The 25,066-nt window shown below is 75.8% G+C and carries 22 protein-coding genes; 8 read left to right on the forward strand and 14 right to left on the reverse strand.

Annotation, left to right across the window (positions count from 1 at the left end):
- Positions 1-109: 109 nt before the first annotated feature.
- Both OCU29_RS04240 and OCU29_RS04245 read right to left on the reverse strand, forming a co-directional pair.
- Positions 110-523 carry a hypothetical protein gene (locus OCU29_RS04240; RefSeq protein WP_261818917.1) on the reverse strand — a complete coding sequence of 138 codons (414 nt, stop codon included), beginning with the start codon at positions 521-523 and terminating at the stop codon, positions 110-112.
- 89 nt (positions 524-612) lie between these two features.
- Positions 613-1,167, reverse strand: a complete 555-nt coding sequence (locus OCU29_RS04245) for a type 1 glutamine amidotransferase domain-containing protein (protein ID WP_261818918.1) — start codon at positions 1,165-1,167, stop codon at positions 613-615.
- 150 nt (positions 1,168-1,317) lie between these two features.
- On the opposite strand from OCU29_RS04245, the gene OCU29_RS04250 reads away from it, so the two are divergent.
- Positions 1,318-2,202, forward strand: coding sequence for an aldo/keto reductase (locus tag OCU29_RS04250; protein ID WP_261818919.1), 885 nt, complete (start codon positions 1,318-1,320; stop codon positions 2,200-2,202).
- Positions 2,203-2,218: 16 nt separating this feature from the next.
- Here the strand turns inward: OCU29_RS04250 and OCU29_RS04255 are convergent, their stop codons facing one another.
- Entirely contained in the window at positions 2,219-6,379 is a 4,161-nt protein-coding gene (locus tag OCU29_RS04255) for a BTAD domain-containing putative transcriptional regulator (protein WP_261818920.1), read from the reverse strand.
- Between the two features lie 164 nt (positions 6,380-6,543).
- Here OCU29_RS04255 and OCU29_RS04260 point away from each other — a divergent pair, with 164 nt between their 5' ends.
- On the forward strand, positions 6,544-6,849 hold the full coding sequence (locus OCU29_RS04260) for a hypothetical protein (RefSeq protein ID WP_261818921.1): 306 nt from the start codon (positions 6,544-6,546) through the stop codon (positions 6,847-6,849).
- A gap of 49 nt (positions 6,850-6,898) precedes the next feature.
- Positions 6,899-7,942 carry an alcohol dehydrogenase catalytic domain-containing protein gene (locus OCU29_RS04265; protein ID WP_261818922.1) on the forward strand — a complete coding sequence of 348 codons (1,044 nt, stop codon included), beginning with the start codon at positions 6,899-6,901 and terminating at the stop codon, positions 7,940-7,942.
- 156 nt (positions 7,943-8,098) lie between these two features.
- On the opposite strand, the gene OCU29_RS04270 is transcribed toward OCU29_RS04265, so the two are convergent.
- From OCU29_RS04270 to OCU29_RS04280, 3 genes are read right to left on the reverse strand one after another with little or no spacing between them, the layout of a single operon-like run.
- Positions 8,099-9,388, reverse strand: coding sequence for a patatin-like phospholipase family protein (locus OCU29_RS04270; RefSeq protein ID WP_261818923.1), 1,290 nt, complete (start codon positions 9,386-9,388; stop codon positions 8,099-8,101).
- A 26-nt stretch (positions 9,389-9,414) separates the two neighbouring features.
- Positions 9,415-10,221, reverse strand: a complete 807-nt coding sequence (locus OCU29_RS04275) for a DUF2786 domain-containing protein (protein ID WP_179615019.1) — start codon at positions 10,219-10,221, stop codon at positions 9,415-9,417.
- Positions 10,218-10,733: a TIGR04338 family metallohydrolase gene (locus tag OCU29_RS04280; RefSeq protein WP_261818924.1), complete on the reverse strand. Its 516-nt coding sequence runs from the start codon at positions 10,731-10,733 to the stop codon at positions 10,218-10,220. Before OCU29_RS04280 ends, OCU29_RS04275 begins: the two co-directional genes overlap by 4 nt.
- A 106-nt stretch (positions 10,734-10,839) precedes the next feature.
- Here OCU29_RS04280 and OCU29_RS04285 point away from each other — a divergent pair, with 106 nt between their 5' ends.
- Positions 10,840-11,232, forward strand: coding sequence for a hypothetical protein (locus tag OCU29_RS04285; RefSeq protein ID WP_179615021.1), 393 nt, complete (start codon positions 10,840-10,842; stop codon positions 11,230-11,232).
- 35 nt (positions 11,233-11,267) lie between these two features.
- Here OCU29_RS04285 and OCU29_RS04290 read toward each other — a convergent pair whose 3' ends face one another.
- The gene (locus OCU29_RS04290) at positions 11,268-12,215 is read right to left on the reverse strand and encodes an NAD(P)H-binding protein (protein ID WP_261818925.1); all 948 of its coding nucleotides are present in this window, start codon (positions 12,213-12,215) and stop codon (positions 11,268-11,270) included.
- 207 nt (positions 12,216-12,422) lie between these two features.
- Between OCU29_RS04290 and OCU29_RS04295 the strand changes: the two genes are divergently transcribed.
- Positions 12,423-13,307: an SDR family oxidoreductase gene (locus OCU29_RS04295; RefSeq protein ID WP_179615023.1), complete on the forward strand. Its 885-nt coding sequence runs from the start codon at positions 12,423-12,425 to the stop codon at positions 13,305-13,307.
- The gene (locus OCU29_RS04300; RefSeq protein WP_261818926.1) at positions 13,304-14,191 is read left to right on the forward strand and encodes an SDR family oxidoreductase; all 888 of its coding nucleotides are present in this window, start codon (positions 13,304-13,306) and stop codon (positions 14,189-14,191) included. Before OCU29_RS04295 ends, OCU29_RS04300 begins: the two co-directional genes overlap by 4 nt.
- Here the strand turns inward: OCU29_RS04300 and OCU29_RS04305 are convergent.
- Both OCU29_RS04305 and ppc read right to left on the reverse strand, forming a co-directional pair.
- Positions 14,188-14,760, reverse strand: coding sequence for a cysteine hydrolase family protein (locus OCU29_RS04305; protein WP_261818927.1), 573 nt, complete (start codon positions 14,758-14,760; stop codon positions 14,188-14,190). The genes OCU29_RS04300 and OCU29_RS04305 overlap by 4 nt on opposite strands.
- Positions 14,761-14,896: 136 nt before the next feature.
- A complete protein-coding gene (gene ppc / locus OCU29_RS04310; RefSeq protein ID WP_261818928.1) occupies positions 14,897-17,695 on the reverse strand; it encodes a phosphoenolpyruvate carboxylase in 2,799 nt (932 codons plus the stop codon).
- Positions 17,696-17,791: 96 nt separating this feature from the next.
- On the opposite strand from ppc, the gene OCU29_RS04315 reads away from it, so the two are divergent.
- Positions 17,792-19,054, forward strand: a complete 1,263-nt coding sequence (locus tag OCU29_RS04315) for a cysteine desulfurase-like protein (protein WP_261818929.1) — start codon at positions 17,792-17,794, stop codon at positions 19,052-19,054.
- 119 nt (positions 19,055-19,173) lie between these two features.
- Here the strand turns inward: OCU29_RS04315 and OCU29_RS04320 are convergent, their stop codons facing one another.
- From OCU29_RS04320 to egtB, 3 genes are read right to left on the reverse strand one after another with little or no spacing between them, the layout of a single operon-like run.
- Positions 19,174-19,521 (reverse strand): MmcQ/YjbR family DNA-binding protein, encoded by a 348-nt coding sequence (locus tag OCU29_RS04320; RefSeq protein ID WP_219633637.1) that lies wholly within the window; start codon positions 19,519-19,521, stop codon positions 19,174-19,176.
- 13 nt (positions 19,522-19,534) lie between these two features.
- Positions 19,535-20,512 carry an L-histidine N(alpha)-methyltransferase gene (gene egtD / locus OCU29_RS04325; RefSeq protein ID WP_179615028.1) on the reverse strand — a complete coding sequence of 326 codons (978 nt, stop codon included), beginning with the start codon at positions 20,510-20,512 and terminating at the stop codon, positions 19,535-19,537.
- Complete coding sequence (gene egtB / locus OCU29_RS04330; RefSeq protein WP_179615029.1) at positions 20,509-21,861, reverse strand: ergothioneine biosynthesis protein EgtB; 1,353 nt, start codon at positions 21,859-21,861, stop codon at positions 20,509-20,511. The genes egtD and egtB overlap by 4 nt, the downstream gene beginning before the upstream one ends.
- A 228-nt stretch (positions 21,862-22,089) precedes the next feature.
- On the opposite strand from egtB, the gene OCU29_RS04335 reads away from it, so the two are divergent.
- On the forward strand, positions 22,090-23,043 hold the full coding sequence (locus OCU29_RS04335) for an aminoglycoside phosphotransferase family protein (protein ID WP_261818930.1): 954 nt from the start codon (positions 22,090-22,092) through the stop codon (positions 23,041-23,043).
- Between the two features lies 1 nt (position 23,044).
- Here the strand turns inward: OCU29_RS04335 and OCU29_RS04340 are convergent, their stop codons facing one another.
- Positions 23,045-23,632, reverse strand: coding sequence for a class F sortase (locus OCU29_RS04340; protein ID WP_261818931.1), 588 nt, complete (start codon positions 23,630-23,632; stop codon positions 23,045-23,047).
- A gap of 13 nt (positions 23,633-23,645) precedes the next feature.
- Positions 23,646-24,890 (reverse strand): hypothetical protein, encoded by a 1,245-nt coding sequence (locus tag OCU29_RS04345; protein ID WP_261818932.1) that lies wholly within the window; start codon positions 24,888-24,890, stop codon positions 23,646-23,648.
- Positions 24,891-25,066 lie beyond the last annotated feature (176 nt).

The raw sequence follows: 25,066 nt of genomic DNA on the forward strand, positions 1-25,066 counted from the left end.
CAGGCATCGGTGGAGTAGGCATGGGTCGTACCCCCAGGTCAGAGGGTGTTGCGACATTCCCCTGACCTCACCGACCGGTCGATGGTTCAGAAGTGACCGCTCGGCCGCGTCAGGGGCGGTCGGCGAGGCGAGCGAGGGCCAGGACCAGCCCGGCGGCGGCCACGGCCGGGGCGACGACCCAGGGGTGGGCGTCCGCGGCGACGAGGCCGAACGACGTGCTCAGCAGCAGCAGCGCGCCCGCACCCCCGGCGAGGGTCAGCGTGGTGCTCCGTGCCCGCGAGAGGGCGGGGGCGTCGCGCTGCAGCAGCACCGCCAGCACCGCACCGCCGACGAGGGTGAGCACCAGCCCCGCCTGCCCTGAGGTCTCGGGCAGGGCCGGGGAGGCCACGAAGGCCCCCACCAGCAGGGCCATGCCCACCTGCAGCCAGGTCCGGTCGGTGCTGCCGACCTCGAACGTCCTACCTGTGCCTGTCCCTGTGCCGGTGCCTGCCGGTGTGGCGGGCACGTGGTGGTCGGCTCCCATGTCGCACTCCCTCTCCGCGGGCTGCCCGAACAGCCCGTCGCGCGCGACGCTACCCGGCGTCCAGCGGCCGGTCCAGGGGGTCGCGCGGGTCAGGCGAAGGCGGCGACCGCCGCCTCGCAGAACGCGTCGAGGTCGCCGGGGTTGCGGCTGGTGACCAGCGTCCACCCGTTGTGCTCGCAGGTGAACGACTCCTCGTCGACCCAGGTGGCGCCGGCGTTGCGGATGTCGGTCTGCAGGCTCGGGAAGCTGGTCAGCGTCTTGCCCTCGAGGCGCCCGGTCTCCACCAGGGTCCACGGGCCGTGGCAGATCGACGCCACCGGCTTGCCCGCGCCGATGACCTCGCGCATGAAGGCCACCGCGTCCTCCTCGACGCGCAGGGCGTCGGCGTTGGTGGTCCCTCCGGGCAGCACCACGGCGTCGAAGGTCGCCGGGTCCGCGTCGCCGAGGGCGAGCGTCGCCTCGAAGGTGCCGGCCTCGTTGACGTCGCTCTCGAACGCCTGCACCTTGCCGGTCTCGGGTGCGATCAGCACGGCGGTCGCGCCGGCGTCCTCGACGGCCTGCCAGGGCTGGGTCAGCTCGGGCTGCTCCACGCCCGACTGGGCCACGATGAACGCCACGCGCTTGCCGGTCAGGTCGTTGCTCATCAGGTCCTCCTGGGGTCGGGGCCTCGGGCCCGCGTCTGGGGGTCGTCGTACGTCGCTGTGCGTGCCCTCCACTGCACCAGCCGGTCCGGCGGCGTTCGACACCCCCAGGGGTGGGCGGGGGCGCTGCAGCGGGGCGGGTAGACAGGAGGCATGCAGACACGAGAGATCGGCAACGACACCGTCGGGCGCGTCCAGGTCGGGGCGATCGGGCTGGGCCTGATGACCTTCGACCAGTCCGGCACCCAGCCGCGCGAGCAGCTGCTCGACACGATGCGCGCGGCGCTCGACGCGGGCGTGACGCTCTGGGACACCGCCGACGCCTACGGCCCCGGCGACGAGCTGGGTGCCGACGCCCAGGGCGCCAACGAGCGCCTGGTCGCCGGTCTGATCGACGAGCTCGGGGTCCGCGACCAGGTGCTGCTGGCCACCAAGGGTGGCCACGTGCGCGCCGGGGGAGGCGCGTGGGCGCTCGACAGCTCCGCCGCCCACCTGCGCTCGGCCGTCGACGCCAGCCTCGACCGGCTCGGCGTCGACCAGATCGCGCTGTGGCAGCACCACCGCCCCGACCCCGAGGTGCCCTACGAGGACGTCGTCGGCACCCTCAAGGAGATCGCCGACTCGGGCAAGGTCGCCCGCGTCGGTCTCTCCAACGCCGACCCCGCCCAGATCCGCCTGGCCCACTCGGTGCTCGGCGACCGGCTGGTCAGCGTGCAGAACCAGTTCTCGCCCGCCTTCCGCTCCAGCGCGCCCGAGATCGACGTGTGCGAGGAGCTGGGCCTGGCGTTCCTGCCGTGGAGCCCGCTCGGCGGCCTCTCCGACGCCAAGGGGCTCGCCGAGAAGCACCCCGGCTTCGCCCGCGTCGCCGAGGACCGCGGGATCAGCGCCCAGCAGGTCGCCCTGGCCTGGGAGCTCGCCCAGTCGCCCGTGGTCATCCCGATCCCCGGCGCCAAGCGGCCCCAGTCGATCACCGACTCCGCCGCCGCCGCCGAGATCGTCCTGAGCCCCGACGAGCTGGCGGCGCTCGACGCGTCCTGAGGCCCACCGGCGGCCCCTACCCGAGGGGGTCGGTGGGGCAGTCGCGGCCGGGGAGGTGCTCCGCGCACTCCGCGGCGCTGAGCCCGCGGCTCACCCGGTCGGCCGCGATCCGTCGCAGCTCGTCGAGCTCCAGCGCCCACACCCGCACGAACGACTCCCCGAGCCCAGCCGTGGCCAGGTGCCGACCGTCGGGCGAGAGGGCGACGTCGGTGAGCTCGTGGTCCAGGGCGGGCAGCCGCAGCGTCGGGGTCCCGTCGGCGGCGTCCCACACGATGGCCGTGCCGTCGAGGCCGGCGGTGGCGAGCCGGTGCCCGTCGCTGCTCCACACCACGTCCCCCACTCCGGCGGCGTGGCCCTCGAGCTCGAAGGCCACCTGTCCGCCGGGCAGGTCGAGCACACGGGAGGAACCGCTGGGGTTGGCGACAGCCACCCGCCGCCCGTCGGGTGCCACGGCGATCCGGTGGCCGGGTTCCGTCGGCAGGGCCTGGCTCTCCCCGGAGTCGACGTCCCAGGTGACCAGCTCCCAGTCCGTCGGCCGGTTGCGCTGCACGGGCCGGTGCATCGCCAGCACGGTCCGCTGGTCCGGGCCGAACACGGGGTCCAGGAACCCGAACCCCGGCTCGGCCGGCAGACGGGCGAGCTCCGCACCCTCGCGCGAGCGCAGCTCCAGGTGGTGGTCGGTGGCCAGTGCGACCAGCTGCCCGTCCCGGCTCAGGGCGGGCCTGGCCTGCCACTGCCCGCTCGGTGTGGTGAAGAGGGGCCGCCCGCTGGGCACGTCCCAGACGACGGCCCCCTGCCGGGTGTGGCCGCTCGCCGCGGTGCTGCCGTCCGCACTCACCGTGAGCGCCCCCGGCCGCCCACCGGTCCGCGCCCGCCGGGGCGGGGCCTCCAGGCGTCCCCCCGGGTCCTGCGTGACGTCGGACCACACGAGCAACGACCCGCCTGGGCCGGGCGTGAACAGCCGTCCGGACCGGTCGTACGCCAGGCCGCCGGCCTCGCCGGGGGCGGTGGCGAGGTGGGCGACCTCGGCGTCGCCGCCCGACCCGACGTCCCAGACGGCGGTCCGGGCCGCCAGATGGTCACCGGAGACCAGGCTCGAGCCGTCGGGTGAGAACGCCAGACCGACCACGCCGGCGTTGGTCGAGGTGCCGGCGAGCGAGAGCGACAGGTGCGTGCCCGCCCGGGTCAGCGTGTGCACCCGGATCTGACCGTCGAAGCCGCCCGAGGCGAGACGACCGGAGTCGGGGGACCAGGCCAGGGCCGTGACGGCGCTGCCCGCCTCGGTCATGGTGTGCCGGGTGCGTCCGGTCGCGGCGTCGATGACGCGCACCACCTGGAAGCCGGACGTCGCCAGCCAGCGGCCGTCGGGACTCCACGCCACCGCCTCGAGCGGGCCGTCGTGGCCACGGATCCGGTACTCGGTGCGACCGGTGCCGACCCGGACGACACGTGCCCGGCGCCCGTCGAGCGTGGCGACCGCGACCAGCTCGCCGTCGGGGCTCAGGGACGTGTCGTGCGGCCGTCCCGGGACGCGGACCTCCCGCACCGCTGGGCCAGCGCCCGGCGTGGCGAGGGTGGCGACCCGGACCCGGTTCCCACCCGGCCACGCGGCCGCGAGCCGCAGCGGGCCCCGCTGCGCGAACGACGGGCCCCAGGCCTCGCCCCTGCCGGCCAGCTCGAACACCGGGTCGCGCGCGCCGGGCTCCCACACCCTGAGCGCGCCGTCGTCACCGGCCGTGGCCAGCAGCTCGTCAGGACCGAAGGCCACGTCGTTGACGTCGATGTCGTGGCCCGGGAAGCTGGCGACGGTCGCGCCCGTGGCGGCGTCGCGGACGTCCACGAGGCCGGTGTCCTCCGGGCCCTCGGTGGCGATCAGGTCCCCGGTGCCGCTCCAGGACACGTTGCCGCCGACCCCCTCGGCGACGAGGACCACGCGCGAGGAGCGAACGGCCGCGTGCAAGGCCTCCACGGCGAGCCGGGGCACGGCTCCAGCCCCCGTCGCCCCGGGTGAGGTCGCCTCGAGCGCCAGCAGCACCGCGAGCTCCGGGTCCTCCGGCTGCACGGCCTGGGAGGCAGCGCTCAAGGCGCGGATCGACGCCAGTCGAGCCTGCTCGTCCGCGCGCCCGCTCTCCCGCAGCGCGACGCCGCCGGCGCCCACCGCCACCAGCAGCAGGACCAGCACCCCGGTGAGCAGGGCGCGCAGTCGTCGGTTGGTCCTGGTCTGCGCGGCGAGCCGCTCCTCGGCCGCGCGGGACTCGGCCTCCGACAGTGCGCTGGAGGCGTCCAGGAACGCCGCCTCGGTCGCGCTGAGCTGCGCGGTCGTCGTACGCCGCCACTCGAGCGCACGGGCCAGCCGCTCGCCCCGGTACAGCTCGCTGTCGGGGCGACCCATGCCCTGCCAGGAGTCGGCGGCCACGCTGAGGTGGCTGAGCAGCAGCTGGCCCTCCGCGTCGGCCTCCAACCAGCCGCGCAGACGGGGCCAGGCGCGGGCCAGCGACTCGTGGGCCAGGGCGACGACCTCGTCGTCGGAGGTGAGCAGGCGGGCGGCGGCGAGCACCTCGACGACCTGGGCGTGCGCGGGGTCGGGCGCGGCGATCCGTCGCGGCAGCGGGTGGTGGGCGGGCTCGTGGCCGGCCTGCGGCAGGACCAGGCGCAGCAGCAGGTCGCGGACAGCGCGCTGCTGGTCGTCGTCGAGACCCGAGAACACCCGCTCCGCCGTCTGGGCCACGGCGCCCTGGATGCCGCCCGAGGCGCGGTAGCCCTCGACGGTCAGGGTGCGGCCCTCGCGCTGGTCCCACGTCTGCGCCAGCGTGTGCGACAGCAGCGGCAGCGCACCCGGCTCGCCGGACACCTCGTGGACGAGCAGGTCGGTCAGGCCCGGCTCCACGAGCAGTCCCGCCTGCCGGGCCGGGCCCTCGACCGCGACCCGCAGGTCGTCCTCGTCCATGGGGCCGAGCAGGTGCAGCCCCTCCTCGAGCAGCCGGGCGAACGGTCGGTGCGTGGACAGGTCGGTGAGGCGGTCGGCGCGCAGCGCGAGCACCACCTCGGCGCCCGGGGCCCGCACGGCGGCGAGGGCGTCGAGGAAGGCTGCCCGCTCGTCGGGGTCGTTGCACACGGTGACCACCTCCTCGACCTGGTCGACGACCAGCACCGCGTGCGGCCGGAGCCCACCTGCTCGGCCCAGGGCCGCGAGGGGGTGGGGACCGGGGGTCATCACCGCCAGCGACCGGCCGGCGCGCACCAGCGAGGCGGCCACCCCGGCACGCACCAGCGAGGACTTGCCGCTGCCGGACGGGCCCACCACCGCGAGCGTGGCGGCGCGGCCCAGGACCTCCAGGCACGTGGACACCTCGTGGTCGCGCCCGAAGTAGCGCTCGGAGTCGTCGACGTCGTAGAAGAGCAGGCCCGGGTACGGGCAGGTGGTGGCCGCCGCGTCCGGGGGCGCCGGGAGCAGGCCCGGGTCCTGCTGCAGGATCGACGCCTCCAGCCGCAGCAAGTCCTCGCCGGGGTCCAGCCCCAGGTCCTCGGCCAGCACGACCCGGCAGCGGCGCAGGGTCGCCAGCGCGTCGCCCTGGTGCCCGGCCTGGTACTGCGCCCGCGCCAACAGCGCCCACCGCGACTCCCGGTAGGGCTGCTCGGTCACCAGCCGGCCGGCCTCGGCGAGCATCTCGCGCCCGGTCCCGGTCTGCAGCGACGTCTCGACTGCCAGCTCCTCGGCGTCGCGGCGCAGCTCCTCCCAGTGCCGGGCCGCGGCCTCGCCGGGTGCCCAGCCCGCCAGGTCCGCGAGGGCCGGCCCGGACCACAGGGCCAGCGCCTGCTCGACGGTGTAGCGGGCGCGCTCGGGCTCGTGCAGGGCCAGGAGCTCGCGGGCACGGTGCAGCAGCTGCTCGAACCTCTGCGTGTCGACGGACTCCTCGGGCAGGTCCAGGACGTAGCCGTGGCGGGTGGTGCGGACCGCGGCGGGCCCCAGCGCCTTGCGGATCCGCACCACGCAGCCCTGCACGACCTTCGGCCAGGTGGCCGGGGGCTCCTGGCCCCACAGCGCGTCGGCCAGGCGGTCCGGGCTCACCGCGCGGCGCGGGGTCATCGCCAGCACGGCCAGCACCACCCGGTCGCGGGGGGACAGCGGCCCGCCGTCGGCGGAGACCGTCAGAGGACCGAGCACGCTCACGTCCATCCTTCGAGAGTCCCCCCGGCCCCGCGCGGGGTCAACACCGCTGTTACCGCGCTGACACCGCTCGTGGTCGCCCCGACACCGTCCGGCGGCACAACTGAGGAGTCCCGCCCGTCGGGACCCCAGGCACCACGAGTGGTGCACCCCCGGAAGAAGTGGACGAACCGATGACCGATCCCCTCACCACCCGGTACGACGCCCGCGTGCTCGTCACCGCCCTGCTGCTCACCATGATCGTCGCCCTGCTCGGCAACCCCGCCCCGGCAGGCGGGGCGACGATCCCCGTCCCCGTCCCCGTGCCGCGGCCACCGGTCCCGGTGGAGACCTCGGCGCCGGCCCACCCGCCGCGGGTGACACCGGACGCCGCCGAGCGTCGTTACGCCAGCTGCATGACCGGCGCCCCCAGGACCCCGCGAGGCTACGAGGTGCGCGCCGACCGGTGCCGGGAACGGGTCGCCGCCGGGCGCCTCTGAGCCCCGCCGGGGGAGTGGGGGGCTCCCCCGGCGCCGTACGCTGCGGACCGTGCGCGCAGTGCTGCTGGAGACCTTCGGCGGACCCCTGTCGGTCGCCGACCTGCCCGACCCGGCCTGCCCCGAGGACGGGGTGGTGGTGCGGGTCGGGGCCACCGGGCTGTGCCGCAGCGACTGGCACGCCTGGCAGGGCCACGACGACGGCGTCCGCCTGCCGCACGTGCCGGGCCACGAGCTCGCCGGCACGGTGGTCGAGGTCGGCCCGGCCGTCTCGACGGTGGCGGTCGGCGACCGGGTGACCACCCCGTTCGTGCTGGCCTGCGGCACCTGTGCCACCTGCCGGCGCGGCGACCAGCAGGTCTGCGAGCGCCAGGAGCAGCCCGGCTTCACCGGGTGGGGCTCCTTCGCCGATCTGGTGGCGCTGCCGCGCGCCGAGGTCAACCTGGTGCGGCTGCCCGACGAGGTGCCCGACGACGTGGCCGCGGGCCTCGGCTGCCGGGTGGCGACGGCGTACCGGGCGGTCGCGCAGGTCGGGGGAGTGCGTCCCGGTGAGCGGGTCGTGGTGCACGGCTGCGGCGGCGTCGGGCTCGCGGCGGTGATGGTGGCCCGGGCGCTCGGCGCCGAGGTGTACGCCGTCGACCCCGCCCCGGCCTCCCGCGACCTGGCCGCGCGGCTCGGCGCGGTGCCGGTCGACCCTGCGGCCGGAGCGGTGGTCGAGGCGCTGGTCGACCTCACCGGCGGTGGCGCCGACGTCTCGCTCGACGCCTTCGGGGCCGCCTCGGTCGCGAGCGCCTCGTTGCGCTGCCTGCGCCCGCGCGGCCGGCACGTGCAGGTGGGTCTCCTCGGCGGAGCCGACGCCGGCGCCGGGGCCGACCTGGGGCTCGTGGTCGCCCGCGAGCTGCAGGTGCTGGGCAGCCACGGCCTCTCAGCCACCGGCTACCCCGAGCTGCTCGCCCTCGTCGCCGACGGCACCCTGCGCCCCGACCTGCTGCTGCGCGACCGGGTGGGGCTCGCCGAGGGCGCCCGCCGCCTCGCCGCCCTGGGCGAGCCCGGCGCCGGCGCCGGCGGCGCCACCGTCGTCCTGCCCCACCGCTGACCCGGCCCGAATCTCACGCTGACCCGGCGCAGATCTCACGCCGACCCGTCACATTCCTCCCCCTAGGAGGGAAGTAGCGCCGGCTCGGCGGGGAAGTAGCGCCGGCTCGGCGGGGAAGTGGCGCCGGCTCGGCGGGGAAGTGGCGCCGGCTCGCGGCTACCCGGCGACGCCGCTGGGCGGGTCGAGGTGGCCGGTGCGCCACAGACCGCCGTTGGTCTCGAGCCAGCGCTGGGCGTCGCGGCGGCCCAGGGCGGCCGCCTCGTCGAAGAAGTCGGGGTCGAACATCAGGTAGGACAGCAGCTCGCCCTGGAGCGGGCTGTCGCTGCCCAGCAGCCGGTGCATCACCTGCAGGTCGGGGTCGCCGATGGTGCGGCGCACCGTGCCGTGGTTGGCGCGGAAGACGTCCATCGCGACCTGGGCCAGCTCCTCGCCCTGCTCGGGGGCGACGGCGGCGTAGGGGAGCACCCGCTGCGGCGCACGCCCGCGCGCACGCCGGTGCCGTTCGAGGTGCGGCGCCAGGTCGGGGTCGTCGACCAGCACGTTGGTCTCGGCGAGGCGGCGCAGGTCGTGGCGCAGCGGGTCGTCCATCACCGCGCCCAGCAGCGTCGCGCCGCCGTCGCCCAGGTCGACGGCCTGCTGGTCGCGCTCGGCGTCGGGCTGCGCGGGGCGGATGCTGCCGGTGCCCACGACCACCACCCGGTCGGCGCCGAGCTCGACCGCGGGAGCGAGCGGCACCCGGCGCCGGGTCGCCCCGTCGACGTACCACCCGGCCGCCTCGGCGGGCTCCTCGACCTGCACCGAGGGGAACAGCGCCGGGATCGCCGCGGAGGCCATCAGGTGCTCGACACCGGTGCGGGCGCGCACGTAGGCGCGGTGGTGCTCGGCCGGCGGCACCGGCAGGTCGCCGTACGCGCCCGTGGCCTCGGTGAACATGGTGACCCGGCCGGTGCGCACCGCGGTGGCCGTCAGCGCGAGCGCCTCCACCCGGCCGGCGTCGACGTTGTCGTGCAGGGCGTCCCAGTCGATGGCGCGGTCCAGGGTCGCGGCCAGCGGTGCGGTGCCGAAGAGCCCCCGCAACCGGAAGCCGGTCAGGCCCAGCGTCTCGGAGGCGTAGCGGGCCAGCACCACCGGCGCCTGGCGCCACAGCGGCTGCATCACCTGCTTCTTGGTGGCCTGGGCCAGCACCTCGAGCAGCCGCGCCCCCTGCTCCTCGGCGTCGAGGTGGGCGGTGGAGGTGAGCGCGGCGCTGAGCAGCGCCCCGGCGCTGGTGCCGACCAGCAGCGTGGGGCGGTGGCCGTCGGCCTCGAGCGCCGGCAGCAGCACCCCCAGGGCCCCCACCTGGTACGCCGACCGGGCGCCGCCGGCGTCGAGCACCAGGCAAGTGCGGCCATCGGTGGGGTGGTCGGCGGGCTGGGCGGTGGAGTCGGCGGTGGAGTCGGCGGCCATCCCCCGAGACTCTCACGCGCCGGCCCTCACGCGATCTGGGTGCGCCCCCCGGGCAGCCGCTTCGCGGCGCTGAGGCGGGCGGCGGCCCCGGACCGGGTGCCGGCCTCCCATGCGGCGACCCCGCCGTCGAGCCCGGTGCGTCGACGACCGGCCTGCCACGAGCCGCGCGCGGTCGAGGTGCGGCCGTAGAAGTCGGCGACCTCGGCCTCCTTCTCGGCCAGCACCAGCGCGGTCGAGGCGCCCGGGTCGGCCTCGGCGGCCTCGAGCCGCTCCCGCTCGGCGCGGGCCTCGGCGTCACGGCGAGCCGCCCACAGCCGGGCCGCGATCTGCTCGACGAACGCCTCGTAGAACGCCAGCCGCGCCGTCTTCTTGCTCGGTGGCGCGAAGGTGCCGGTGCGGGGGTTCCACACGGCGGCGTCGACGAGGTGGGCGTCGCTGGCCAGGAAGGCCCCGGCGTCGTGGACCATCTGCAGCGCCAGGTGCACGTAGAGCGCCTCGACCACCTCGAGGTCGGAGGGGAAGCCGTAGGCGTAGACGGTGGTGGAGTTGCGGGCGACGTCGGCGCGCACGTCGTTGGGCTGCGCGCAGGCCAGGAAGAGCGCCACCAGGCGCGAGTTGCCCATCGCCCGGGCCTCGCCGATCGTGATCGTGCGCTGCACCGGCTCGGCGCGCTGCTCCTGGCGCTCGGTGTGCTGGCGGGCCGTGGCCAGGTCGATCGACCACCGGGTGGAGAGGTACTGCGCCTTGGCCAGGAACGCCTCGGCCTCCTCGGGCGTGGAGGCCGCCTCGGCCTGGGCCAGCACCTTGGCCAGCTTGTCGATGAACGCGCTCACAGCGGTGCTCCTGTCGTCACGCCGCGCTCGGCCAGGGCCACGCGCAGCAGGTGGGCGGCCTCGGGGCCGATGACGTGCTCGTAGAGGTGCAGCAGGTGGGCCAGGAACAGCGGTCCGTGGGCGGGCCGGTCGAGGCACAGGTGGTGGGCCAGCTCGTGCAGCACCGTCGTCTCGGTCAGCGCCCACCGCCCGCCGGCGGCGTACGGCGGCACCGCGATGGTCGGGCCGCCCGCAGCCCGGGGCTCGTAGTGGGCCGCGCGGGCGCCGCGGCGCTCGCGCACCCCGACCGGCACCGAGGCCCGCGGCAGCGCGGCGACCGGGGGGTGCGCCAGGACCCGCTCGAGGTACGCCGGCACGTCGGCGACGTCGCCGAACTTGCGCAGGCCCGGCAGCACCAGCGTCGAGCCGTAGTGCTCGATCGTGCCGCCCCGCTCGAGCACCCGGCCCACGGCGTCCTCGGCGTCGTACACCGTCGAGCGGTGCCGGTCGCGGGGCGTGGCGGTGGCGCTCACGGTGGTCTCCTCTCGGGTGCGGTCCGGGGTCTGCGGGGTCCTTCCTACCCGCTCGCGCCGACAGGCCCACGTCGTCGTCCACAGGCGGTCGGGTCATGATGGGGTGGTGCGCTTCACCGAGAACGAGATGACCCAGGCGATGGCGGGGGCGGCCAAGTCCGTGCTGGCCACGCGCAAGGACGTGCGCAAGCAGAAGCTCGACGTCGACGACGTGTGGGAGCAGATGTCGCGCTACGAGCGCTTCCAGGTGCTCGACGCCCTCGGCGACCAGGTGCTGCCGGTGCTGGTGGCGCTGCCCGACGTCGAGGTCGAGCCGGGCACCCGGCCCACCTTCACCGACGAGCAGGTGCGCGAGACGGTCGAGGCCGGGGTCGGCGACGTGGGCCGGCTGCAGCGCGCCGTGCTGGTGCGCACCCGCATCGCGCTGGTCAACGCGGCGCTCGCGGCGATCCCTCCGCGCCAGGACCCCGACGCGCTCATCGTCCCCGACCACCTCTGAGGCCGACCCGGCTCGTTCGAACCGCCGGCTCGCGCTCAGGCGGGGTCGGTGGGCGCTGCGGCCTGCACGTCGCCGACGCGCGAGGTGCCGCCGCTGGTGCCCAGCGAGCGCGCGATGGCCTCGTCGAGGCCCAGGAACGTGTGCCCGGGCACCAGCTCACGACGTACGTCGTCCTCGCCGCACACCATGTCGTGCGAGAGGCTCTCGGCCAGCGCGACGACGGTGCCGCGCGGCATCCCGGTCAGCAGGGCGCTGGCCCGGCCCACGACCCACATCGGGACGCCCGGGACCATCGGGCGCCAGCGGCGCAGCCCGGCGACCTTCGCGTAGCGCGCGAGCAGGTCGGGGTAGGACAGCACCTCGTCGGCGCCCAGGTCGTAGGCCCGGTTGCGCGGCTCGCCGTCGATGGCGGCGGCCAGCACCGTGACGACGTCCTCGACGGAGACCGGCTGCAGCCGGCGCTTCATCCAGCTCGGCACCGGCGTGATCGGCAGCCGGTCGCTGAGGCGGCGCAGCAGCTCGAAGGAGGTCGACCCGGAGCCGACGATCATCGCCGCGCGCAGCACCGTGGCCGGCACCGACGCGTCGAGGAAGACCTGCTCGACCTCGGCGCGCGAGCGCAGGTGGTCGGAGAGCTCGCCGGGCGGGATCAGCCCGGAGAGGTAGACGATGCGCCCGACGCCCGCGGCCTCGGCGGCGCGGGCGACCCGCTCGGCCGCCTCGCGGTCCTTGCGCACGAACTCGCCCGAGGCCATCGAGTGCACGAGGTAGACGACCGCGTCGGCGCCCTCGACGGCCTTCGCGACGAGCTCCTCGTCGGTGATGTCGAAGCGGCGTGCCTCGACCTGCGCGCCCCAGGGGTAGTCCTCGAGCGCCTCCTCGTCACGGGTGGCGGCGAGCACCTCGTGCCCGGCCTCGAGCAGCACCGGGACCAGCCGCGAGCCGACGTACCCGGTGGAGCCGGTGACCAGGACGCGGCTCACGACCGTGCCTCGGGGCGTACGACGCGCTGGCGGGGGGCGGCAGAGGAGCGGGCGGGAGTGGGAGTCACCGTCGCAACGTAGCGGGGCCGGGGGACCGCCCGGCACCCCCGGAAGGGGCGGGTGGCGGCTCACCCGGGGTGATGTCCGGGCCCGGTGGCGTGCCTAGCGTGGGGGTGACCGACAGCACCGAGACCCGAGGACGCCACCGTGAACCTGCTCGACCCCTTCGGGCTGCTCGCCGGGGCCCTGCCGCTGCCCGCCCGACCCGTCGACGACCCGCGGGTCGTCCTGGTCACCGGTGCCACGAGCGGCATCGGCGAGGCCACCGCCCTGCGCGCCGCCGCCGAGGGCCACGACCTGGTGCTGGTCGCCCGGCGCGAGGAGAAGCTGCAGGAGGTGGCCCGCGCCTGCGACGAGGCCGGCGCGGCCTCCACGCAGGTGGTGCCCACCGACCTCTCCGACGACGACGAGGTCGCCGCGATGGTCGCCACCGTGCTGGAGCGCCACGAGCGCATCGACACGGTCCTGCACTGCGCCGGCGTCGTGTCCTACGGGCGCACCGAGGACACCTCGGCCGCCGACTTCGCCGACGTCGTGTCCACCAACCTGCTCGGCACCGCCTGCGTCGCGCGCCACGTGCTGCCGGTGCTGCGCCGCCAGCGGCGCGGCGACCTGGTCGTCGTCGGGTCGCTGCTGGGCTACATCGCGGTGCCCGAGATGACGCCGTACGTCGTGAGCAAGTGGGGGGTGCGCGCCCTGGTGCGCCAGCTGCGCATCGAGAACGTCGACCTGCCGCACGTGCGGATCAGCCACGTCTCGCCCGGCAGCGTCGACACCCCGATCTACGACAACGCCCTCGACTCCGCGGGCGCGGTCAACACCCCGCCGCCGCCGACGATCAGCCCCGAGCGGGTCGCGCGGGTGGTGCTGGCCCAGGTCGGGTCGCGCCGGGCCACCCGGCAGACGGCGCTGAGCAACTACGGCCTGATGGCGGTCTTCACGATGGCGCCGGCGGCGGCGTACGACCGGCTCGTCGGCCCGCTCTTCCACGTCGCCTCGCGGCGCAAGCAGCCCCAGGACAGCACGGCATGAGCCGGGTGGTGATGGTCGTCGGGGGCACCTCCGGCATCGGGCTGGCCACCGCCCAGCAGGTCGTCGCCGACGGCGGCACCGCGGTGGTCGTGGCCCGCCACGCCGGCCGCGTCGAGGAGGTGGCCGCCGGCCTGACCCGCACGGGCCCGGGCCGCGCCACCGGCACCGCCGCCGACGTGACCGACGAGGCCTCGGTGCGGGCCGCGGTCGACGGCTGCCTGGCCGAGCACGGCCGCCTCGACGCCCTGGTGCTGACCGCCCAGGTGGTCGCCTACGGCACCGTCGAGGAGGTGCCCCCGGAGATCTTCGGGCGGGTCCTCGACACCGGGCTGCGCGGCACCCAGCACGTGGCCCGCGCGGTGCTGCCGCACTTCCGCGCGCACGGCGGCGCCCTGGTCGTGGTCAGCTCGCTGCTCGGCCAGATCGCGGTGCCCTCGATGGGCGCCTACTGCGCCGCCAAGTGGGGCCAGCTGGCGCTGGTGCGCGGGCTGCAGGCCGAGCTGCGCGGCGAGCGCGGGGTCAGCGTCTCGCTGGTGCTGCCCGGGGCCGTCGACACGCCCGTCTACCAGCAGTCCGCGACGTACGCCGGCCGGGCCGGACACGCCCCGCCGCCCGTCGTCGGCCCCGACCGGGTCGCGCGGGCCTGCCTGCGCGCCATCGACCGGCCGCGCCGCCAGGTGCACGTCGGGCCCGCCAACCGGCTCACCGTGCTCGGCTTCCGGCTGCTGCCCGGCGTCTACGACCGCCTCGCCCCGGTGCTGGTGCGCCGGGTGGCGCTGCGCGGGCGCCGGGTCGAGCCGCACACCGGCAACGTCGAGGAGCCCCGCCCCGAGCTCGAGGGCGTGCGCGGCGGCTGGTCGCTGCTGGGGCGCCGCGGCCGCTAGCCCGCCTCGGCGCGCCAGCGCTCGGCCACCTCGGCGCCGGTGAGCACGTCCTGGCGGTGCTGGGTCTCGAGCATGGCCAGCGTGTGGTCGTGCTCCGACCAGTCCACCGAGGCGGTCGCGTCGGAGACCAGCGTCGCCTGGAGGTCGAGTGCGAACGCGTCGCGCGCCGTGGCCGCGATGCAGGACTCGGTCGAGACGCCGCACAGCACCACCCGCCGCACCCCGGCGTCCCGGAGACGCTCGGCGAGGTCGGTGCCGAAGAAGGCGCTGTCGCGGGTCTTCTCGACGACCTCGGCGCCGTCGGGGTCGAGCCCCTCGACCCGCTCGACGCCCTCGGTGCCGCGCTCGACGACCCCCTGGCCGTCCTCGTGCATGGTCAGGGTCCAGGTGCTGCGGTCGGTCTCGTGCACGGTCTGCACCTCCACGACCGGCACGCCGAACTCGCGGGCCGCCCGCACCAGGTCGTTGCAGGTCGCCACCAGGTCCTCGCGGCAGCGGTCGAGCTCGGGGTCGGCGAAGTAGTCGCGCTGCAGGTCGATCAGCAGCAGCGCCTCGGACGGTGCGGGCACGGGGTCTCCTCCTCGATTCGCAGGACGGCCGGACCATGCTGCGACCGGCTCCACCCCGGCGACCACACCCTCGAGGACGACCCGCGCCGCCCCGTGCCGCCCCGTGCCACCCTGCGCCACCCGGCGCCGCCCCGGGTCAGCCGGTGTTGCGCAGCCCCGCGGCGATCCCGTTGATGGTCAGCAGCAGCGCCCGCTGCAGCTCCGCCGGCGGCTCCTGCCCCTCGGGCACGGCGCGCACCCGCGCCAGCAGCGAGACCTGCAGGGCGTGCAGCGGCGCCAGGTAGGAGTCGCGCAGCTCGAGGGTCTGGCGCAGCACCGGCGCGCCCTCGAGCAGCTCGTCCTGGCCGGTCACGCGCAGCACCTCGGCGACGGTGCGCGCGTGCTCCTCGCGCACCCGCTCGAAGAGCGCGGCCGAGTCGTCGTCGACGAGGGTCCGCACGTAGCGCGCGGCGATCTCGAGGTCGGTCTTGGCCAGCGTCATCTGCACGTTGGACAGGAAGGTGCGGAAGAACGGCCACGAGGCGTACATCTCGCGCAGCACCTCGTCGCGCCCGGCCTCCCGCGCGGCCGCCAGCCCCGACCCGACGCCGTACCAGCCGGGCAGGATCATCCGCGACTGCGTCCAGCCGAAGACCCACGGGATCGCGCGGAGGTCGTCGAGGCCGCCCTCGCCGCCGGGGCGCTTGGCCGGGCGCGAGCCGATGTTCATCTTGCCGAGCTCGTCGACGGGGGTGGCGGCCACGAAGAAGCGCACCAGCCCCGGGTCGCGCACCAGGGCGCGGTACGCCGTCTGGCCGCCCGCCGCGACGACGTCCATGGTGTCGTCCCAGCCGTCGAGCACCTCACGGGGCAGCAGCCGGTCGCGGTGCAGCACCGACGCCTCCACGACCGCCGCCAGCGCGCCCTCGAGGTTGTAGCGGCCCAGCTCGGGCAGCAGGTACTTGTCGGAGATGACCTCGCCCTGCTCGGTCACCTTGATCGGGCCGTCGAGGCTGCCGTTGGGCTGCGACAGGATCGCCTCGGCGGTCGGCCCGCCACCGCGGCCCACCGAGCCGCCGCGGCCGTGGAAGAGCCGCAGCAGCACGCCGTGGCGCTGCGCGACGTCGCGCAGCGCGCGCTGGGCGCGGTGGATCTGCCACTGCGAGGCCGCGATGCCGGCGTCCTTGGAGGAGTCGGAGTAGCCCAGCATGATCTCCTGCACGTCGCCGCGCGCCGTCACCACGCGGCGGTACGACGGGTCGCTGAGCAGTGCGTCGAGGAGCGGGCCGGCGATCTCGAGCTCGGCGACGGTCTCGAAGAGCGGCGCGAAGCCGAGGCGGGCCGTCGCGGGCTCGGTCTCGGAGCCGAGGTCGACCAGCCCGGCCTCACGGGCGAGCACGACCACCGCGAAGAGGTCGTCGACGTCGTGGGTCATCGAGACGATGTAGGTCTCGACGACGTCGGGGCCGTAGGTGTCCTGGGCGTGGCGCAGCGTGTGCAGCAGCCGCAGCGAGGCCGCCGCGGGGCCGTCGGGCGGCACCTGGCCCGCCCCGACGAGCGGGCGGCGCCCGGCCATCTCGGCGCTCAGCACCCGGGTGCGGGCGTCGTGGTCGAGGTCGCCGTACGGCGTCTCGAGCTCGTCGAGGCGGTCGTAGAGCTCGGCGAGGGCCTCGTGGTGCTTCTCGGAGTGCTCGCGCACGTCGAGGGTGGCCATGCCGGTGCCGATCGCGGTGGCGGTGCGCAGCAGCCGCAGCACCGAGCCGTCGCCGGTGAGCCGGTCGCCGTCGGCGATCATCGAGTCGCGCACCAGTCGCAGGTCGTCGATCAGCTCGCCCAGGTGCAGGTAGTCGCGGCCCGGCTCGTGGGCCGTGGCGTTGGCGAGCCGGTCGCGGGTGCGCATCAGCCGCACCCGCACGAACGACAGCTTGAGCCGGTAGGGCTCCTCGGCGTTGAGCCGCCGGATGGTCGAGTAGGTGATCGGCAGCGCCTCGGCGTCGGCCTCGAGCGAGGCCAGCAGCTCCTCGCTGGCGCTGACGACACGGGTCGAGGCGGAGACCTCGGTGAGGATCTCCTCGACCTGCGCGACCAGCTCGCGCAGGCCGGTGTCGTGCTGCAGCGCCAGCACCTCGAGGGTCACCTCGGGGGTGACGTTGGGGTTGCCGTCGCGGTCGCCGCCGGCCCAGCTGCCGAAGCGCAGCGGACGCGCCGTGACCGGCAGCTCGACGCCGATCGCCCCCAGGCGCCGGTCGAGCTCCTGCAGCAGGTCGGGCACCACGCGCCGGGCGATCTGGCCCAGGTAGTACAGCGAGGTGCGGGCCTCGTCCTTGGGCTCGGGGCGCGCGATGCGCAGCTCGTCGGTCTGCCACAGCAGGTCGACCAGCTCGGCGAGACGGCGCTCGTGGCGCAGCGCGTCGCCGGGGCGGGCGCGCGGGTCCTCGGCGGCATGCACGACGTCGGCGATCTTGCGCAGCAGCCGCAGCACGGTGCGGCGGCTGGCCTCGGTCGGGTGGGCGGTGAAGACGGGGCGGTACTCCACGCGCTGCAGCACCTCGGAGACGAGGTCGACGTCGACGCTGCCGTCGTCGAGCGCCTTGCCGATGCGGTCGACCGCGACGGCGAGCGGACCCTCGTCCTCGGCGGTGACCTCCTGCCAGCGGTGCAGCTGCTCGGTGACGTTGACCAGCTGGAAGTAGCCGGTGAACGCGCGGGCCAGCACCACCGCGGTGTCGTCGTCGACCCCGGCCAGCAGGTCGTGCAGCGCCCCGTCGTCGGGCTCGCGCGCCAGCGCGCGCACCTGCTCGACGAGCGCGAGGAGCTCGGGGCCCTCGTGGCGGGTCAGCGCCTCGCCCAGCAGGGCTGCCAGCTGGCGCACCGAGGCGCGCAGGGCGGCGTGGTGCTCGTCGGAGGAGACTCCGGCGGCGAAGCGGGTCACGTCGGGCTGGTCGGTGTCGGCCATGCCCCCAGTCTCGCCTGCCTCGGGCATCGGCGGCAGGGGGTGCCCGCGGCGTGGGCACCCGCGGCCCGGCTGGGGGCGGGTGGCAGCATGCGAGGCATGGCTGCTCCCGACCCCGCTCCCGACCCCGCCCCCGCACTCGGCTCCGACCTCGGCTCGCCCCTCGACGTCGACCGGGTCCGGGGCTGGTTCCCGGCGCTGTGGTCCGGCCCGGGTGCGGGGGAGGCCCGCTTCGACGGGCCCGGCGGGTCGCTGGTGCCGAGCCGGGTGGCCGACGCCGTGGCCGACGCGATGACCGCCGGCATGTGCCAGCGCGGCTCGCTGACCCCGGTGCAGCGGCGTACCGAGGAGACGGTGGGGGCGGCCCGGGCCGCCCTCGGCGACCTGCTCGGCACCGACCCGCGCGGCGTGGTCGTCGGGCGCTCGATGACGGCGCTGACCTTCGAGATGGCCCGCACCCTCGCCCGGGGCTGGGGCCCCGGCGACGAGGTGGTCGTCAGCCGCCTCGACCACGACAGCAACATCCGGCCGTGGGTGCTGGCCGCCGAGGCGCGCGGCGCGACGGTGCGCTGGCTCGACTTCGACCCCGCCACCGCCGAGCTGCACGACGTGCGCGAGGTGCTCTCCGAGCGCACCCGCCTCGTCGCGGTCACCGCGGCCTCCAACCTCCTCGGCACCCGCCCCGACGTCGCGGCGATCAGCGCCGCGGCCCACGAGGTGGGCGCGCTGGTCTACGTCGACGCGGTGCACCTGGCCGCGCACGCGGTCGTCGACCGGACCGCGCTGGGGGCCGACCTGGTCGCCTGCTCGCCGTACAAGTTCTTCGGCCCGCACCTCGGCGCGGTCGCCGCCGACCCGGCGCTGCTGGAGACCCTGAGCCCCGACAAGCTGCTGCCCTCGACCGACGCGGTGCCCGAGCGCTTCGAGCTCGGCACCCTGCCCTACGAGATGCTCGCGGGCGTCACCGCGGCCGTCGACGCGCTCGCCGACCTCGTCGCGCAGCCCGCCGACCGGCCCCGCCGCGAGCGGCTCGCCGTGTCGCTGGCCGGCCTCGAGGTGCACGAGGAGACGCTGCTCGCCCGGCTGCTCGACGGGGTCGACCGGCTGCCGGGCGTGCGGGTGCACGGTGCCCCCGCCCGGCGTACGCCGACGGTGCTGCTCGGCGTCGAGGGGCACGACCCGGTCGCGGTGCAGGAGCACCTGGTCACCCACGACGTGCTCGCCCCCGCCGGCAGCTTCTACGCCCTCGAGGCCTCCCGGCACGCGGGCCTGGGCGACACCGGTGGCGTGCGCGTGGGCCTCTCGCCGTACACCACCGCCGACGAGGTCGACCGCCTCCTCGCCGGCCTCGCCTCCCTCTGACCCGGCGCAAATAGTGCGCTGACCCGGCGCGAATGTCGCGCCGACCCGGCGCAGATGTCGCGCCGAGCCGGCGCATATCGCCCACCGACCCGGCCCGGGCCGGCACGTCCGAGCGGCCGTCAGGTCGGCAGGACCTCGCCGCGCTCCTCGAGCAGGTCGGCGGGGGCGCTGAGCCGCCACGCCTCGAAGACCAGCTCGGCGAGCTCGTCGCGCTCGACGTGGCGCAGGTGCGCCACGACCCACCCGAAGCCGCCGGCGGTGAACTGCACCTCGAAGACGTCGGGGCGCATCGCGACCAGCGCGTGCTGCTCGGCAAGGGTCTGCTTGAGGCCGACCGTGACGGTGGGCTCCCACAGGTAGCCGAACGTCCGGCCCGCCACCCTGAGCCGGGTGTAGCGGCCGTGGTCGGTCCGGGCGGTGCCCGGCAGCTGGTCGACCAGCTCGACGACGTCGCGGGTGCTGCTCACCGCCGAGAGCCGCTCAGGTGAGACGGGCCAGGGTGACCGCGAAGTCGCCGGCGGGGTCGGTCCAGGTCTCGCGCACCTCGAACCCGGCCGCGCCCAGCTCACGCGCCACCTGCTCGGGGCGGAACTTGGTGGAGATCTCCACCTGCACCTCCTCGCCCGCGGCGATCTCGACCTCGACGTCGGCGCCGGGCACCTTGACGACCTGCGCCTCGGTGGAGCGCAGCCGGAGGTCCATCCGGCCCCGCCGGGCGTCCCACAGCGGTGCGTAGTCGAAGCGGGCCGGGTCGAAGTCGGCGCCGAGCTCGCGGTTGAGCACCACCAGGCAGTTCCGCACGAACGCCTCGGTCACCCCCTGCGCGTCGTCGTACGCCGCCACCAGCCGGTCGGCGTCCTTGACCAGGTCGGTGCCGAGCAGCAGCCAGTCACCCGGCGCCAGCGCGTCGGCCAGCTCGCCGAGGAAGGCGCTGCGCTCCTCGGCGTAGAGGTTGCCGATGGTGCTGCCGAGGAACGCCACCAGCCGGCGCTGGCCCTCGGGCAGGTGGCCCAGGTGGAGGGTGAAGTCGCCGACGATCGCCTCGACCGCGGTGTCGGGGTAGCGCTGGGTCAGCATCGTCGCGGCGTCGCGCAGCGTCTGCTCGGAGACGTCGACCGGCACGAAGCGGTGCAGCGCGCCCGCCCCGGCGAAGGCGTCGAGCAGCAGCCGGGTCTTGTCGCTGGTGCCGCTGCCGAGCTCGACGACGGTGGTGGCGTCGCAGGCCGCGACGATGTCGTCGGCGTACGCCGCCAGGATCGAGCGCTCGGCCTCGGTCGGGTAGTACTCGGGCAGCCGGGTGATCTCGTCGAAGAGCCGGGAGCCCTCGTCGTCGTAGAGCCACTTGGGGGGCAGCCGCAGCGGCCGCGCGCCCAGCCCGGCGCGCACGTCGTCGACCAGCGACCCGGTCGCCCAGTCTGGGTCGAGCAGCACCTGCACGACCGGCTCGGGCGCGCTCATGCGGGCGCCCCGCCGTCGGCCAGGCGGACCCCCGACAGCGCCCAGCGGGCGGCGTGCGGGAAGAAGTTGCGGTACGACGCCCGCGCGTGGCCCGCCGGGGTCAGGGCGCAGCCGCCCCGCAGCACCATCTGGTTGGACATGAACTTGCCGTTGTACTCGCCGATCGCGCCGGCGGGCGGGTGGAAGCCCGGGTAGGGGTGGTAGGCCGAGGCGGTCCACTCCCAGCAGTCGCCGTGCACCTGGCGCAACCGGCTGCCGGCGGGGGCGGGGCCCGCGGGCCGGGGGTGGAAGGAGGCGTCGTCGGCGAGGTTGCCGACCACCTGCGGGTCGCGGCCGTGCTGGCCGCCCTGGCCGTCGGTGACGACCGCGTGCTCCCACTCGGCCTCGGTCGGCAGCCGCTTCCCGGCCCAGGTCGCGAACGCCTCGGCCTCGTAGAAGCTGACGTGGGCCACCGGCAGGCCCGGGTTGACCGGCCAGGTGCCGTGCAGCGTGTGCTCGAACCAGACCCCGTCGTGCTCGGTCCAGTAGAGCGGGGCCGCCCAGCCCTCGCCGCGCACCTTGCCCCAGCCGTCGGAGAGCCACAGCTCGTGGCGCTCGTAGCCGCCGTCGGCCATGAAGGCCAGCCACTCGCCGTTGGTGACCAGGCGGTCGGCGAGGCGGTAGGGCTCCAGCCACTGCCGGTGCCGGGGCATCTCGTTGTCGAAGGAGAACCCCGCGCCCTCGTGCCCGACCTCCACCAGACCACCCTCCACCTCGACCCAGCCGAGGGTGTCGGGCTCGCAGCGCTCGACCGGGCTGCCGGCGTACACGGGCTGCAGGGGGTTGCGGGAGAGCACGTGCTTGATGTCCATCAGCAGCAGCTCCTGGTGCTGCTGCTCGTGGTGGAAGCCGAGCTCGATGGTCGGGGTCAGCTTCTCGAGGCTGCCGCCGTCGAGGGAGTCGACGAGGTCGCGCACGCGGGCGTCGACGTCGGCGCGGTAGTCACCCACCTCGTGGGCGCCGGGGCGGGTGACCAGCCCCCGGTCGGGCCGGGCGTACCTCGGCCCGAGGGTCTCGTAGTAGGAGTTGAAGAGGAACCAGTACTTGTCCTGGAAGGGCGTGAAGCCCGGCTCGGCCTCGGCGAGCAGGAACGTCTCGAAGAACCAGGTCACGTGGGCGCGGTGCCACTTCGTGGGCGAGACGTCCGGCATCGACTGGACCGTCTGGTCCTCGGGGGAGAGGGGGGCGGCGAGCGCCTCGGTGCGTCCGCGCACCTCCTCGAAGCGCCGCCCGAGCGAGTCGGCGTCCCACTCGCTCCCGGTCTCGCTGCTGGTGCTGCTCGTGGTCGTGGTGGTGCTCGTCTGTGTCATCTGCCGGCAGTCCTCGTGGTTCCGGTGTGAAGGCACGCCGTACGACGCGTCCAGCTCCACCTTGACGCAGTGGTGGTGACGCGTCGACCACCCGCAGGGGCAGGAACCCGGTCCCGGGTGTCGGAACGCGCCGGGTCGGCGCGAGATCTGGGACGGGTCAGCGGGAGATCTGCGCCGGGTCGGCTAATTGGGTGGCGCGGGGTGCGGGTGGCGGCGGAGCCTGGACCGGTGACGACGTACGACGACCCGGCGGCGCCGGCCCTCCGCGAGGAGCTGCTGGCCTGGGTGCGGTCGCGCCTCGAGGTCTTCGGGCTCGGGGTGGACGGCGAGGCCACCCAGCCGCACGTGCGCCCGTGGGGCACGGTGCTGCGGGTGCCGACCACGTGCGGGCCGGTGTGGGCCAAGGCGGTCGTGCCCGCCCTGCGCCACGAGGTGGCGGTCACCACCCTGCTCGCGCGGCGCCGGCCCGAGGCCGTGGCACCGGTGCTCGGGGCCGACGCCGAGCGCGGCTGGCTGCTGCTGGCCGACGCGGGCGAGACGCTGCGCGAGCTCGGCGCCCGCGAGCGCACCCTCGCGCCCTGGCACGAGGCGCTGTCGCTCTACGCCTCGCTGCAGCGCGACGTCGTGGCGGACGCCCCGGCGCTGCGGGCCGAGGGGCTGCCCGACCTGCGCCTGCCGCTCCTGCCCGACCGGTACGCCGACCTGGTCGGCCGGCTGGCTCCCGACCTCGGCGACCTCGGGGCGGCGGCGCTGGCGGCCGTGCCGCTGGTGCGCGACCTGTGCGCCGAGCTGGCCGCCTCGGGGCTGCCCGACACGTTGCAGCACGACGACCTGCACGACGCCCAGGTCTTCGTGCGCGAGGGCCGGGTCCGGGTGCTCGACTGGGGCGACGCCTGCCTGACCCACCCGTTCCTGACCCTGGCCGTGACGCTCGACGGGGTGCTGGCGTGGGGCCTCGACGACGTCGAGCGCTCCGAGGACGTCACGCCCTACCGCGACACCTACCTGGCGGGGTGGCAGGGCGTGGGCGGGGCGAGCCACGAGGACCTCGTGCGGGCCAGCGACGTGGCGCGCCGGCTCGGGTGGGTCTGCCGCAGCGTCAACGACCCGCCGGGCCCCGGGTCGCTGGGCTCGCTGCGCAGCCGCCTGCAGATGTTCCTCGACGGGCGGGTCGCCGCGTGACTCAGGTGGCCGAGGTCGAGACCGGGCTGCCGACGGGGTCGGCGTAGACGACCACGTTGCTGTCGTAGGCGCTGCCGTCCCAGTCGGCGCACGAGACCAGCACCAGCCGGCCGTCGCCGGCGTCCTGGCCGAAGACCGTGGCGGCGTTGCGGGCCAGCTGGTGCTTGTCGTAGACCTTGGTGCGCCGCACCTCGTAGCGCATCGTGCCGTTGCGGGTCAGCACGTCGATCACGGCGCCGCGCCGCACGTCGGCGAGCCGGTCGAGCGAACCGCCGCCCGTGTGCACGGTGTGCCCGGCGATGACGGTGCGCCCGGTGTCCTGGCCCGGCAGGGCGCTGCCGTCCCACCAGCCGACGTCGAGGACGTCGGCCGGCGGGTCGAGCACGCGGTCCTCACCGACCTCGATGGCGTTGACGGGGGCGCGGATGTCGAGCGAGGGCACCGAGAGCCGCACCGGGGCGGCGGGGTCGAGGGAGGTGTAGCCGTCGTCGTCGCCGCTGGGCAGGACGATCCCGAGCAGCACCATCCCGAGCGCCAGCACGCCCAGCGTGGAGGTCAGGGCCCGCAGCCGGGCCGTCAGCACCTCCACGACCGCGCCCGTCTCAGCCGCGCAGGCTGCGGCGCCAGCTCGCGACGCCGGCGCCCGCGGCCAGGGCCAGCAGGCCCACCAGCGAGAGGTTGCCCGCGGCGCCCATGCCGCCGTCGGAGGCGGCGGTCTCGACACCGGCCGGCACCGAGGTCGGCACCGGGGCCGGCGGGTCGGTGGGCTCGGGGGTCGGCTCCGGGGTCGGCGTGCCGACGCGACCGGTCGGGCCGCAGTGCGAGCGGCCGATCTCGGCGCGCAGCAGGTCGACGTCGAACTCCTGGGCGGCCGGCAGCACCGACAGGTTCAGCGCGGTCACCTCGATCTCGTCGTCGGCGACCTGCACCTGCTCGTTGAGCAGGATGTCGATGACGTTGTCCTCGAGCGGGGCCAGCTGCTCGCCGACCTGGCCGAGGGCCTCGGCCAGCACCTCGGCGCCGTCGACGACCGCGGTCAGGGGGCCCAGGGCGCCGTCGACGGCGGTCTCGAGCTCGGTGCGCACGGCGTCGAGCACCTCCTGCGTGACCGCCCCGAGGTCGGTGACCACGTGGGTGTTGGGCTCGGGGTTGACCGGCAGCGCGACCAGGTCGACGCGGCTGCCGCCGACCTCGACGTACGCCGCCGCGTCGACGATCTGCGCGGAGCCCGCGGAGGTGCCGGGGCCGGCGGTGCACTGGCTCTGGATGACGCCGGCGTCGAGGAAGACGCCCAGGTCGCCCAGGCCGGTCAGGGCCTGCTCGAGCCCCCCGGAGAGCGCCGAGAGCAGCTCGTCGAGCACCGGGGCGAGGGCGTCCTGCAGCTGCTGGTCGAGACCGGCGAGGAACTCGGCCTCGACGATGCGCAGGCCGGACAGGTCGACGGTCGCGGCGTTGAGGCGCACGTTCTGGCCCGGGGTGAGGCAGCCGCCCTCGCCGACGCCGACCACGGTGGCGCCGTCGCCGGCGAGCCCGGCGCACGCCTCGGCGTAGCCCTGCTTATCCTCGACGCGGGTGCGGGCGTCCTGGGCGAGGGTGCCGACCTGGGCGAAGGACTGCCCGGTGGCGACCGAGAGTGCCGGCCGGTCGGAGCCGGAGGTGGACTCGGAGCTGCCGTCGTGGGTGGAGGAGAAGGCGCCGGAGTCGGTGGGCGTGCTCGCCACCGTCAGCGTCAGCGCCGTGGCGTCGGCCTGGGCGACGGGGGTCGCGGCCGTGGCGGGTGCGGCCGAGAGCGCGACGAGGGCGCCGGTGGCCACCAGCGCCAGTCCGCGAGCGGGCTTGTGGGTCATGTCCGAGTCCTCCCCTGGGGGCGTCCGAGCGCCCTCGAGTGCATGGTCGCGCCCCCGACGGCCGGCGGCCGAGGGAGGTGCTCACTGGTGCAACTGGCCAACGGGCCGCGGGTTACGCCCGTCACAGCCGGTGTCCGCCATGCGGTCAGGGTGGGCGGGGCCGCGCTAGCGTCGAG

Source organism: Nocardioides sp. OK12 (assembly GCF_024341885.1).
GTDB classification, from domain to species: Bacteria; Actinomycetota; Actinomycetes; order Propionibacteriales; family Nocardioidaceae; genus Nocardioides; species Nocardioides marinisabuli.

What these genes read in the sequence shown, in the direction of transcription:
- OCU29_RS04240 (WP_261818917.1), bottom strand. Translation starts at nt 523, where the DNA reads ATGGGAGCCGACCACCACGTGCCCGCCACACCGGCAGGCACCGGCACA.
- OCU29_RS04245 (WP_261818918.1), bottom strand. Translation starts at nt 1,167, where the DNA reads ATGAGCAACGACCTGACCGGCAAGCGCGTGGCGTTCATCGTGGCCCAG.
- OCU29_RS04250 (WP_261818919.1), top strand. Translation starts at nt 1,318, where the DNA reads ATGCAGACACGAGAGATCGGCAACGACACCGTCGGGCGCGTCCAGGTC.
- OCU29_RS04255 (WP_261818920.1), bottom strand. Translation starts at nt 6,379, where the DNA reads ATGGACGTGAGCGTGCTCGGTCCTCTGACGGTCTCCGCCGACGGCGGG.
- OCU29_RS04260 (WP_261818921.1), top strand. Translation starts at nt 6,544, where the DNA reads ATGACCGATCCCCTCACCACCCGGTACGACGCCCGCGTGCTCGTCACC.
- OCU29_RS04270 (WP_261818923.1), bottom strand. Translation starts at nt 9,388, where the DNA reads ATGGCCGCCGACTCCACCGCCGACTCCACCGCCCAGCCCGCCGACCAC.
- OCU29_RS04300 (WP_261818926.1), top strand. Translation starts at nt 13,304, where the DNA reads ATGAGCCGGGTGGTGATGGTCGTCGGGGGCACCTCCGGCATCGGGCTG.
- ppc (WP_261818928.1), bottom strand. Translation starts at nt 17,695, where the DNA reads ATGGCCGACACCGACCAGCCCGACGTGACCCGCTTCGCCGCCGGAGTC.
- OCU29_RS04315 (WP_261818929.1), top strand. Translation starts at nt 17,792, where the DNA reads ATGGCTGCTCCCGACCCCGCTCCCGACCCCGCCCCCGCACTCGGCTCC.
- egtD (WP_179615028.1), bottom strand. Translation starts at nt 20,512, where the DNA reads ATGAGCGCGCCCGAGCCGGTCGTGCAGGTGCTGCTCGACCCAGACTGG.
- egtB (WP_179615029.1), bottom strand. Translation starts at nt 21,861, where the DNA reads ATGACACAGACGAGCACCACCACGACCACGAGCAGCACCAGCAGCGAG.
- OCU29_RS04345 (WP_261818932.1), bottom strand. Translation starts at nt 24,890, where the DNA reads ATGACCCACAAGCCCGCTCGCGGACTGGCGCTGGTGGCCACCGGCGCC.